Here is a 10,843-nt window from a genome sequence, read left to right as displayed (position 1 = left end):
TTTATGTTGCGCTCTATGGCACATCAATAGCATTTGTAGCACAAAGGTTTAACAAAAGTAACACTACGATTTAAAAAAGTGGCAAATAATTGTTAATAAGTGTGTGTAGATTTGTGATTTATATCGCGAGGTTTTGTTGTGACGTTTGACAATTCTGACGGTTGGGAAGTGTTTGAGGGCGGTGAAGCCCTCTATAATTAGGGTTTTACAGATCTTACGATGGGATTTTGTAGGCTAATAAGTGTTTCAGTGGACTGGATTTCATCAATAGATTGGATGCGGTTAATCAACACATGCTGCAATCCATCGATAGATTGGCACATTACCTTTACAAATACTGAGTAATTGCCAGTGGTGTAATACGCTTCCACTACTTCTTCTAATTCATTTAACTTGGCAATAGCAGCTGGATAATCGCCTGCACTTTTTAAATTAATGCCGATAAAACAGCAAACATCATAACCGAGTGCTTTTGGATTCACAGTGATCTGCGCGCCGGTAATAATGCCGGCTTGTTTCATTTTTTCAACGCGAACGTGAATAGTGCCAGCACTCACACTAAAGCGTTTAGCTAATTCGGCAAAAGGTGTTCTGGCGTCTTGCATCAGTGCAGTAAGAATTTGATTATCTAAATCATCGCGTTGAAATGAGCTATCCACAATATTAAACCTACCAAACCAGTAATTGACCATAAATCTACGACTTTCATTGCATAATAGCTACTAAAATTAGCATGGCTATTAACAATGTTTAATTTTTCATTACTGTCCGATTATTGGGGTCATAAATGTGGCTGGAGATTCAAAGTGCATTGCTTGTTGTGAGTATGGGTGCGTTATCGATAATGCCGCTGCATGTAATAACAATCGCGGTGATAAACTTTTTGCTAAAGGGTCAGCATAAAATCCATCACCAAGGATAGGGTGCCCTAACGCCATCATGTGGACTCGGAGCTGATGTGAACGTCCAGTAATTGGAGTGAGTTTAACTAGCGTTGATTTAGAACCATAACTAACCACTTCAATTAATGTCACCGAAGGTTTGCCTACAGTATGGTCGACTTTTTGTTTAGGTCTATTTGGCCAATCGCAAATCAGGGGTAAATCGACTTTTGATACGGTTGATTTCATATGACCTGCTACGCGAGCAAAATAGGTTTTAGCGGTTTCACGCTCACGAAATTGGCGTTTTAATTCCCGCTCAGCATTGCGCCTTAACGCGACCACAATAACCCCTGATGTCGCCATGTCTAAACGATGCACTATTTGTGCATTAGGGTGCTGAGCTAATACTCGAGAATAGATACTGTCATGGTAAATGGCTTCCCTTCCAGGGACCGACAGTAATCCTGATGGCTTATTGAGTACAATAATATCTTTGTCTTGATACAAAATATCAAGCCAAGGAGTGGTCGGTGGGTTGTAAATAAAATCAGCCATGGTTACTTTCGTGTGTCAATTTGCGGCAACGATACCGCTAGGGATAACGATGTGCAAGTGTTGGTATATGCGCTTAAGAGAAAGCGTGGCCGTTGACGTGCATTATGGTGAATGTCCACACCACAAACGCGAGAGGAATATGGACCAATGCATAAAAGCATTGGTCAAGGCGACTCATACCTTTAGCGATTAAAATTAAATATAAATGTACCCCAATGGCGGCAGGGAATAAGCAAAGTAACGGGTATAAAGCAAAAGGACTTGCGTCTACAAATATAGCGTGACTTAGAATGGCCCAAATAACCATAAATCCAGTGGTTATAGGGGGTAATGCAACGCGATATTGTTCTGGGTAAGGGAACATCCAATATCCTTAAAATCATCTACTAAGGCATGTTAGCCTTTTACTTCTTTTCGGCTTTGAATCACTTTACGATGTACTACAGAGTAATGGCGTAATCCAGCCGGTCCGTGGGACACCATAACAGATAATAAAATAATAAAGATGACTAATTCAGAGTTATATTCACTTATTTGAATAAATGAACCTAATAATATGACTTTTAATAGAGTGAGTACGCCCTTTAGTTGGATAAGCCAGCGCCAGTCTCGCACTATCTCCCAACTCATCAATAGCACCCCTGAACATATTGCTATAATCCAATAATTTAACCAAATAGACATGTCTAGGTTAAAGATAATACCACCACCACTGCCGACAACACCGATAATATGTAATGCTCTAAGTGAGGTTTTGCTTAGTCGTTCAATCCAAAATCGACGGGTTGATACCGATGATTGCTTTTGATTATTCATACTTTTACTCGTCGATGAAATTACATTAAATTAACAATTTTAGTGTGTACAAACAGTGATGTGTACAACAGTTTTTCTTTATTTATACCTTCGACAATATTGATTAGGCATTGAGTAATGTTCACGCTATATGATATCAAAGATTTTTATTGAAGAGTTTTGCTTATCGTTTATTCTTTAGTGTTGCTTTATTTTTTTAGCCGCGAGAGGTGATAATCTGCTAATCAACACACCAGCCAAATTTGTGTTTGCTTTGGCAATATTGGGTTTTATCACAAAGATAGTACATGTCACTATAAAAATGTCATTTAAGCTCAATATTTAAGATGATTTGAGTTCTTTATAGTGATGTATTTTAGTCAAAAGGCTTATTTTTTATCCTCCAAGTAATCTATCTAAATAGGTATTGATCAGAATCAAATTAGATCGAAATTTCATCTTTATCCAAGGTGATATTGGCGACAATATCTGTTAATTCACATACAATTAATCTATATATGGGCTGATCATGATGATTTGCTCATCAATCCGTTATTAACAAATTTGGATACTTATGAAAATTGGATTTTTTAGTGCAAAGCCTTATGACATCCGTCACTTTAATCGTATGAATGAAAGCTTTAATGCTGGTATTGAATACTTTGATTATCGCCTTTGCATGCAAAACGTAAAACTAGCCGAAGGTTATGAAATTGTCTGTGCATTCGTAAATGACTCCTTATGTGAAGAGGTGTTAGTCGATCTCGCAAAAGGCGGGACAAAAATTATTGCCATGCGTTGTGCTGGTTTTAATAATGTCGACTTAGTTGCCGCAAAACGGTTAGGGTTAAAAGTGGTGAATGTGCCCGCTTACTCGCCAGAATCAGTTGCTGAACATACCGTGGCTTTAATGTTAACGCTTAATCGTAAAATTCATAAAGCGTATCAACGTACTCGTGACGCCAATTTTTCATTAACAGGGTTAGTTGGCTTTAACATGTTTGGTAAAACAGTGGGGGTGATAGGTACAGGTAAAATTGGCTTGGCAACCATTAAAATTCTATTAGGTTTTGGCTGTAAAGTGCTCGCGTATGATCCTTATCCAAACAAAGCGGTTATTGATCTTGGCATTGAATATGTTTCATTGGAGACTATGTATCCTCAATGCGACATCATTAGCTTACATTGCCCGCAAACCAAAGATAACCAACATTTACTCAATCAAATCAGCTTTCATAAAATGAAGCCTGGCGTGATGGTAATTAATACCAGTCGAGGTGGATTATTAAATGCATTTGATGCCATGGAAGCGTTAAAAGACGGCCAAATTGGTTCATTAGGTTTAGACGTGTATGAAAATGAAAAAGGGTTATTTTTCGAAGATAAATCAAATGAAATTATTCAAGATGATGTTTTCCGTCGCTTGTCAGCTTGTCACAATGTAATTTTTACTGGTCACCAAGCCTTTTTAACGGAAGAAGCGTTAAACGCAATTGCCTTGACCACATTAACTAATGTAACTCAATTGACTACTGGGCAAGCTTGTAAAAATGAGCTAATTTAAATCATATATATTGAGACGGGTGCTTATGCACAAACAATCGCTACACTATGGTCTAACTTAAAAAGTTTGAGATTTAGTGAAACATAAATGGAATATTATGATTACAACAACTGAGATCCACGATGTTAAAACGGCCACAGGCTTAATGCGAACCACGCTTTATCGTCCGGATATTAGAGGTCAATTTGCAACAATCATTTTTTACTCAGAAATATTCCAGCAAACCGCACCAATAGCTCGTTCAGCTGCTATTTTAGCAAGCCATGGCTTTGTAGTATTAGTGCCAGAAGTGTTTCATGAACTCAATCCTATCGGCACCGTGTTGGCGTATGATGATGCAGGTAAAGATAAAGGAAATGCCGACAAGTGGGCTAAGCCTTTAGAGCATCATGACAGTGATACTTGCGCGTTAGTTGATTTTGCTCGTGCACAGCCATTTTGCAGTGATAAATTAGGTGCAATGGGTGTATGTATTGGTGGGCATTTAGCTTATCGAGCGGCACTTAATCCAGACATTAGTGGCGCTTTTTGTTTATATCCCACAGATACTCATTCAAATACTTTACCTTGTGATGTAGGTAATGACTCTCTTACTTGTACTAATGATATGAAAAGTGAATTAGTGATGGTATTTGGCAAACAAGACCCACATGTCAGCAAAGAAGGACGTCAACTTATTTACCAAAAGCTTGAACAGGCCAATGCAAACTTTACTTGGCTTGAGGTGAATGCTCAGCATGCGTTTATGCGAGATGAAGGTGAACGTTACGATGCTGCTTTAGCCTTGCAAATGTATTTACAGGCGGTGGCATTTTTTCATCGGGTACTTAATTGATTCTTACAACCAAGATGGATCGCCAAAGGCACATGTTGCGCCTTTTTTATGCCTAAAACCCTTTAATTTAATGGCTTATGCTTGCTATTTATCGAAAATGTCGAGAAAACCCACTGATCGACACGAAGTGGCGTCGGTGGGATGAATCGTTAAACTAACCTTGATCTTGAATGTATTTCCGAACTGTTTCTGCCGAAGTATTTCCAACAGAGCAAACAAAATATCCATCTGACCAAAATGCCCTTTCACGCCAGAACTGATTTGTAAGCCACTCGTACCTAGCCCAAAGACTCTGTGTTGTAGACTGTTTCATTCGTCGCATATAGTTCGAAACACAGATGGTTGGTGAGATTGTGAGAAGAATGTGTATATGATCTTTGTCAACTTCGATCTCTTCTACTTTGAAATCCGACCGAGATGCTATGTCCATTATTTTCAATTTCATAAACTCGGCAACCTCACCCAAAAGTAGTTGTTTTCGATATTTAACAACAAGAATTAAGTGTAGGGCAATTAGATGTTTACAATGTGACTTGGTTTGCTACTCCACTTGACAACCTCGGCGTATACAGTAGTCTATACAGTGTATGAAAAAGACTCTCAGATACAACTATCGGCTCAAGCCGACACTAGAGCAGGAAGCCAAGCTAGTGGAATTTGGTTCATACGCCCGTGGCGTGTGGAACTTGTTGTTATCTGAAAACATGCGCCGCTATCAGTACGATAAAACCTTTTTGTTTTACAACGAAATGGCTGCACTTATTAAGGACTTAAAACAGTTTGAAGAATTTGCCTGGTTAAAAGCTTTTGATTCAGCGGCCTCACAACAAGTAGCGCGAGATCTTGATGCAGCACTAAAGAATTCGTTTAACAAAAAACGTTTACAGAAGTTTCCTACATTCAAGGTTAGTTTTAAGCAGAAGAAACGCCACGATGACAGCTTTCGTTGCGTGAATAACGCTAATTGTATTCGGATAGAAAAAGGCGCGATGAGTCTCCCTAAAATCGGCAAAGTGCCGTTGGTTTTACATCGTAAGTTGGCAAGTGCAATCAAAACCGCTACCATCCAAATGCGCCACGGAAAATGGTATGTCTCTCTGACCCAAGAGGTTAAATGCAAAAGTGCTAAGAAAATATTATCAACGCTTATTGGTTATGATATTAACAGCCAACTGACGGTTGTAGGTTCAAACGGATGGTACGTAAAAAACCCAAAAGCCTTTAAAAAGGCCTCTGGCAAATTAAAGCAAATTCAAGTCCAGTTAAGTCGTCGAAAGAAGGGCTCAAATCGCTGGCACAAAACAAAATCACGCTTAAACACACTTCACGGAAAAATCTCTCGCCAGCGCCTAGCGTTTGCACATGAAATCAGCTGTACGATAGCCAAGTCCAGCGATATCATTGTGTTTGAGGATTTGAACGTAAAAGGAATGCAGCAATTTAACGGCGCTATGGTGAATGATAACGTCATGGGTATGCTCACGGAATTGGTCAAGTACAAGGCTGAAGTAAACGGTGCTGTTTATCATGAAATCGGTCGATATGTGAAATCATCAGGGATCTGTAGTTGTTGCACCCACGAACATAAATTGGGTCTAGGTATTAGAGAGTTCGAGTGTGAAAAATGCGGGTTGGTGCAATGCAGAGATTTAGCGGCCGCTAAATCCGTAGCCAATACTGGTGAAAAAGAGTTAATAGCTAATGGGATATTAGTTAGGGCGTTGCCCAAATCTCAGTAGAAATCACCTTGTAAAATGAAAATCTTTGAGTAATCAAAGTTTGGTGTGGGAACTGAGAAAAAAAAGCAACCTAGTCTTTAAAAACGAGATTGCAGAAGCCCATTGATCGACACGAAGTGCGTCGGTGGGTAGTTCACATTAGCTATTTACATTAACTCTTTACATTAGTTATGGCGTTTAGGTATTACACGTCTTACAAGTGGCTTTTTCTTTAACGGTTGGTCATTAGATAGTTTGACCACGCCTTTTTGCAATAAAAGGCTGTTTGGGTATGTCATCACGTCACCAGACTCGCGTTTAATTAAAATGTGAAATAATGCGATTTCAACAATCACTCCAGACATATCCTCGTCTTTTTCGACAATTCTAATTCGGTCACCAATGCGATACGGGAAGACAAAAAAGATCAACACTCCAGCAGTAATATTACTGAGAATTGACCATTGGGCGAACAAGGCCACACCTAATACGGCAAAAGCAGATGATACAAATAGTGAGACGTCTTGGTAACCTAACCCCAGTGATACAGCCATAAGCGACAGCGTAACAAAAAACATAAAGTAAGAAATAAGCCGAGTGACTAAACGACTGCGTACCTCGTTAACTTGCTTTTTTTGCGCATGCAGTTTTATCCAATTTTTGACTTGGCGCTGTGCAAATAAGAATACCGCTAAATATAAAACACACATCAGCAACTGATAAAACATGTTAATTCCCTGCCAGATAATGAATAGAAATAATCGAGTCGATAGCGCTAATTGGTGTAATTACGCCCAGACTTGATACTTTCATTTGGGGTACAATACGGTTTTGTTGTTGGTTAACTTAATTAGCCAAGCCTCCCCGTAGAGTAAAGTATGTCCGATTATAAAGTATTGCATGTCGACAGTGATAGTGTTGGTGATTTTTGTGTGCTCGACGATGGTGATTTTAGACTATTGTCCTTTGGTGATAACGACGAGCAAAGCAAAATGTATAAAGCACAACCGCACGTGCCGCAACATACTTATGTTCAAGCCATGCTTGCGGTATTGTTATTTACTCAACCCAAAAGTGTGATTATTTTAGGCTTAGGTGGCGGAGCATTAGTGCATTCGCTTCGACATGTTGATGCCGCAATTAAAATTACTGCAGTTGAATTACGTGAACGCGTAATAGAAGTAGCCAAGCGGTTTTTTCAATTACCCTTGAGTAAAAAGCTAAACTTAGTTCATCAAGATGCGAATGAATTTTTACAACGAGCAGAGCACAAAAAAGTCGATGTAATTTTTGCCGATATATACAGCAACAAAGGTGTAGACAAGCAGCAGTTATCGACATTATTTATTGGTCAAGCAAAGCAACTGCTTAAAGCTGATGGTTTTTTAGTGCTTAATTGTTGGAAAGAACACAGTCGCGATATACAACTTCGAGACACACTTTATAGTCACTTTACTCATGTTTATGCTTGTTTAACCGGAGGCGGTAACTGGGTTGTTTATGCCACCAATGGCATTAATAGCTTTGGCGCGGCTAACAATAAACAAGCATTACAAGCGTTATCGCAAAAGCTTGATACCAACATTAGCCGTGTATTAACGCGGTTTGGTGCGTGGGAATAACCTTAATAAGTTAATCTGATTACTCGAGGTATGAGTGAAGGCTTAAGGCCGGCGTTCGATTATATCGATTAACAATTAGCTTAATATAAAAAACGATTAGGATGATAGTTTTTATCCGTTATACTTAATATCACTCCATCGCTATTATGATTCACATCAGATGACGAACACATTGTTCAACATCACCGACACCATATTGGTTTCGGGTTAAACGTTAATCTTAATCTCAATGGAGCATGACATGACACAATCTATCATCAACAGCACTATCAAGCCATTCAAAGCAACTGCATTTCACAACGGTGCATTCGTTGACGTTACCGAGCAAGATTTATTAGGTAAGTGGTCAGTAGTCTTTTTCTACCCAGCAGACTTCACTTTTGTTTGTCCTACTGAATTAGGCGACATGGCTGACCATTACGAAAAGCTACAAGCAATGGGCGTTGAAGTGTACTCAGTATCAACTGACACGCATTTTACACACAAAGCTTGGCATTCAAGTTCAGACACTATCAGTAAAATTACTTACCCAATGATTGGTGACCCAACTGGCGCAATCACTCGTAACTTCGGTGTGATGATTGAAGAAGACGGTTTAGCACTTCGTGGTACTTTCGTGATGAACCCTGAAGGCGAAGTTAAGGTTGCTGAAATCCATGACCTAGGTATTGGTCGTAGCGCTTCAGAACTTGTTCGTAAAATTCAAGCCGCACAATATGTTGCCACACACGATGGTGAAGTATGTCCAGCTAAATGGCAACCAGGTGAAGAAACTCTCGCTCCTTCAATTGACCTAGTAGGTAAAATCTAACCACTAAGCTCACCCTTAGGTTAGTAATATCATCTCCAGTTGGTCGGTGCTCCCCCTGCACCGACTAACACTTCCCACACTTATTCACCATTTTCCCTATTAGGAGTTGTTATGTTAGATGCGAATGTAAAAAATCAACTGAAAACCTATCTGCAAAACCTCAAGCGCCCAGTTGAACTTGTCGTATCTGCAGATGACTCAAAAAAAGCAAAAGAGTTAACCAGCTTAACCCAAGATATAATTGATTCATCTGATTTAGTGTCAGTCACTTACCAACAAGGTAAACGCACACCGAGCATGAGTGTGATTAACCCACAAAATGATAGTAAAATTACCTTTGCTGGTTTGCCAATGGGTCATGAATTTACTTCACTAGTGCTTGCACTATTACACAGCGGCGGACATCCGATTAAGTTGGATGCGGATATCATTGAACAAATCCGTCAATTGCCTGGTGAATTCCATTTTGAAACTTATATTTCGTTAAGTTGCCAAACCTGTCCTGAAGTGATCCAAGCACTGAATATGATGGCAGCTATTAACCCCAATATTACTAACGTGATGATCGACGGTGCTCTTTTCCAACAGGAAGTGAGCGATCGCAACATCATGTCAGTTCCATCAGTATTTTTAAATGGCGAAGCCTTCTCTGTAGGTGCTATTAGCGTTGTTGAAGTACTGAATAAATTAGATAAAAATGCCGCGGGCAGACAAGCCGAGCAATTAAATCAAAAGTCAGTTTTTGATATGTTAGTGGTTGGTGGTGGCCCTGCAGGTGCGGCGGCAGCAATTTACTCTGCCCGTAAAGGCTTAAATACCGGTATTGTGGCCGATAAGTTTGGCGGTCAAGTTGCTGAGACTGTCGGTATTGAAAACTTTATCTCAGTGTCTAAAACCGAAGGCCCTAAATTGGTTGCCAATTTAGAAGCCCACGTTAACGATTATGACGTCGATATTATGCAAAATCAGCGCGCGCTAAGTCTCGCTAAAAATGGTCTGTTTGATGTGACCTTGGAAAGTGGCGCCACATTAAGTAGTAAAACGGTAGTATTGGCCACAGGTGCACGGTGGAGAGAAATGAATGTCCCTGGTGAACAAGAATATCGCGGTAAAGGCGTAGCGTATTGTCCACATTGTGATGGGCCACTATTTAAAGGTAAACGCGTAGCGGTAATTGGCGGCGGTAACTCAGGTATTGAAGCGGCTATCGATCTTGCAAACATTGTTGAACACGTTACAGTGCTTGAGTTTGATAGTAAGTTACGTGCTGACGAAGTATTACAGAGAAAAGCTAAATCAATGGGTAATATCACTATTATTACTCAAGCCATGACCACAGAAGTTCAAGGTGACGGTACCCGTGTTACTAGCTTAACTTACACCGATCGTGCAACAGGCGACAATCATAACGTTGAATTAGCAGGTATCTTTGTGCAAATTGGTTTAGTACCAAATACCGAGTGGTTAAAAGGTGTTGTTGATATGACTCCTCGCGGCGAAATCATTGTCGATGAACGAGGCCAAACTTCTATCCCTGGTGTATTTGCCGCAGGTGATGTAACTAATACTCCGTTCAAGCAAATTATTATTGCTATGGGTAGCGGTGCAACGGCATCACTGGGGGCATTTGATTACTTAATCAGACACTCTGAAGAGACTGATGCAAAAGCGGCTTAATCGCCTAAGATAGAAGCTTCTACCAAGCTAACAACTGTTATTATTAAGTGCTGCTTATCCAAATAAGCGGCATTTTTTTGTATTTTTACTGTTCGCTCTCCATTATCTTCCTTTTCTCTAGTGCTAATTGAGCACTATCACAGCAATTGTGCTTAATTGTTGTAATGTTAGGCGTCACTTTTTAGCGAAATAGCGTATTATCAAGACAATTTTTTAGCTGAAAATTGCCTCAAGACGGTGTTTGATTTATGTTAATTCCACTTGTATACATTATCTGGCTTTTACAGAGAGTGGATATTATTGGTTTAACTCGATCGGGAAGGTTTCTCTCAGTTATTCAGCGTTATTTTGCCTATATTTCACTGTAATGTGAGCTGTTTGG

12 protein-coding genes are annotated in these 10,843 nt (G+C 39.7%); 6 read left to right on the top strand and 6 right to left on the bottom strand.

Annotation, left to right across the window (positions count from 1 at the left end):
- Positions 1–197 precede the first annotated feature (197 nt).
- The 4 genes from asnC to FCN25_RS06875 form a co-directional block, all read right to left on the bottom strand.
- A complete protein-coding gene (gene asnC, locus FCN25_RS06890) occupies positions 198–659 on the bottom strand; it encodes a transcriptional regulator AsnC (protein WP_137223212.1) in 462 nt (153 codons plus the stop codon).
- Between the two features lie 102 nt (positions 660–761).
- Positions 762–1,439 carry a bifunctional tRNA pseudouridine(32) synthase/23S rRNA pseudouridine(746) synthase RluA gene (gene rluA / locus FCN25_RS06885; RefSeq protein WP_137223210.1) on the bottom strand — a complete coding sequence of 226 codons (678 nt, stop codon included), beginning with the start codon at positions 1,437–1,439 and terminating at the stop codon, positions 762–764.
- A gap of 73 nt (positions 1,440–1,512) precedes the next feature.
- Complete coding sequence (locus FCN25_RS06880) at positions 1,513–1,803, bottom strand: hypothetical protein (protein ID WP_137223208.1); 291 nt, start codon at positions 1,801–1,803, stop codon at positions 1,513–1,515.
- 32 nt (positions 1,804–1,835) lie between these two features.
- Positions 1,836–2,255, bottom strand: coding sequence for a hypothetical protein (locus FCN25_RS06875; RefSeq protein WP_137223206.1), 420 nt, complete (start codon positions 2,253–2,255; stop codon positions 1,836–1,838).
- A gap of 553 nt (positions 2,256–2,808) precedes the next feature.
- On the opposite strand from FCN25_RS06875, the gene FCN25_RS06870 reads away from it, so the two are divergent.
- Entirely contained in the window at positions 2,809–3,798 is a 990-nt protein-coding gene (locus FCN25_RS06870) for a 2-hydroxyacid dehydrogenase (protein WP_137223204.1), read from the top strand.
- A gap of 97 nt (positions 3,799–3,895) precedes the next feature.
- A complete protein-coding gene (locus FCN25_RS06865; protein WP_137223202.1) occupies positions 3,896–4,633 on the top strand; it encodes a dienelactone hydrolase family protein in 738 nt (245 codons plus the stop codon).
- Between the two features lie 154 nt (positions 4,634–4,787).
- On the opposite strand, the gene tnpA is transcribed toward FCN25_RS06865, so the two are convergent.
- Positions 4,788–5,132: an IS200/IS605 family transposase gene (gene tnpA, locus FCN25_RS21325; RefSeq protein WP_368074085.1), complete on the bottom strand. Its 345-nt coding sequence runs from the start codon at positions 5,130–5,132 to the stop codon at positions 4,788–4,790.
- A gap of 88 nt (positions 5,133–5,220) precedes the next feature.
- Between tnpA and FCN25_RS06855 the strand changes: the two genes are divergently transcribed.
- The gene (locus FCN25_RS06855) at positions 5,221–6,372 is read left to right on the top strand and encodes a transposase (RefSeq protein WP_254693730.1); all 1,152 of its coding nucleotides are present in this window, start codon (positions 5,221–5,223) and stop codon (positions 6,370–6,372) included.
- A 164-nt stretch (positions 6,373–6,536) separates the two neighbouring features.
- Here FCN25_RS06855 and FCN25_RS06850 read toward each other — a convergent pair whose 3' ends face one another.
- The gene (locus FCN25_RS06850; protein WP_137223201.1) at positions 6,537–7,079 is read right to left on the bottom strand and encodes a mechanosensitive ion channel family protein; all 543 of its coding nucleotides are present in this window, start codon (positions 7,077–7,079) and stop codon (positions 6,537–6,539) included.
- Between the two features lie 150 nt (positions 7,080–7,229).
- Here FCN25_RS06850 and FCN25_RS06845 point away from each other — a divergent pair, with 150 nt between their 5' ends.
- The 3 genes from FCN25_RS06845 to ahpF all read left to right on the top strand — a co-directional run bounded on the left by FCN25_RS06845 (position 7,230) and on the right by ahpF (position 10,461).
- Positions 7,230–7,973 carry a spermidine synthase gene (locus FCN25_RS06845; RefSeq protein ID WP_137223200.1) on the top strand — a complete coding sequence of 248 codons (744 nt, stop codon included), beginning with the start codon at positions 7,230–7,232 and terminating at the stop codon, positions 7,971–7,973.
- 241 nt (positions 7,974–8,214) lie between these two features.
- A complete protein-coding gene (gene ahpC, locus FCN25_RS06840; protein ID WP_137223199.1) occupies positions 8,215–8,784 on the top strand; it encodes an alkyl hydroperoxide reductase subunit C in 570 nt (189 codons plus the stop codon).
- A 111-nt stretch (positions 8,785–8,895) separates the two neighbouring features.
- On the top strand, positions 8,896–10,461 hold the full coding sequence (gene ahpF / locus FCN25_RS06835; RefSeq protein WP_137223197.1) for an alkyl hydroperoxide reductase subunit F: 1,566 nt from the start codon (positions 8,896–8,898) through the stop codon (positions 10,459–10,461).
- Positions 10,462–10,843: the final 382 nt, after the last annotated feature.

Origin of the sequence: Shewanella sp. MEBiC00475 (assembly GCF_005234075.1) — a bacterium.
In the GTDB taxonomy this organism is placed as follows: Bacteria; Pseudomonadota; Gammaproteobacteria; order Enterobacterales; family Shewanellaceae; genus Shewanella; species Shewanella polaris.
The sequence above is the reverse complement of the archived record's forward strand: the minus strand, read 5'-3'. Positions and strand labels throughout refer to the sequence as shown.

What these genes read in the sequence shown, in the direction of transcription:
- rluA (WP_137223210.1), bottom strand. Translation starts at nt 1,439, where the DNA reads ATGGCTGATTTTATTTACAACCCACCGACCACTCCTTGGCTTGATATT.
- FCN25_RS06880 (WP_137223208.1), bottom strand. Translation starts at nt 1,803, where the DNA reads ATGTTCCCTTACCCAGAACAATATCGCGTTGCATTACCCCCTATAACC.
- FCN25_RS06875 (WP_137223206.1), bottom strand. Translation starts at nt 2,255, where the DNA reads ATGAATAATCAAAAGCAATCATCGGTATCAACCCGTCGATTTTGGATT.
- FCN25_RS06870 (WP_137223204.1), top strand. Translation starts at nt 2,809, where the DNA reads ATGAAAATTGGATTTTTTAGTGCAAAGCCTTATGACATCCGTCACTTT.
- FCN25_RS06865 (WP_137223202.1), top strand. Translation starts at nt 3,896, where the DNA reads ATGATTACAACAACTGAGATCCACGATGTTAAAACGGCCACAGGCTTA.
- FCN25_RS06855 (WP_254693730.1), top strand. Translation starts at nt 5,221, where the DNA reads ATGAAAAAGACTCTCAGATACAACTATCGGCTCAAGCCGACACTAGAG.
- FCN25_RS06850 (WP_137223201.1), bottom strand. Translation starts at nt 7,079, where the DNA reads ATGTTTTATCAGTTGCTGATGTGTGTTTTATATTTAGCGGTATTCTTA.
- FCN25_RS06845 (WP_137223200.1), top strand. Translation starts at nt 7,230, where the DNA reads ATGTCCGATTATAAAGTATTGCATGTCGACAGTGATAGTGTTGGTGAT.
- ahpC (WP_137223199.1), top strand. Translation starts at nt 8,215, where the DNA reads ATGACACAATCTATCATCAACAGCACTATCAAGCCATTCAAAGCAACT.
- ahpF (WP_137223197.1), top strand. Translation starts at nt 8,896, where the DNA reads ATGTTAGATGCGAATGTAAAAAATCAACTGAAAACCTATCTGCAAAAC.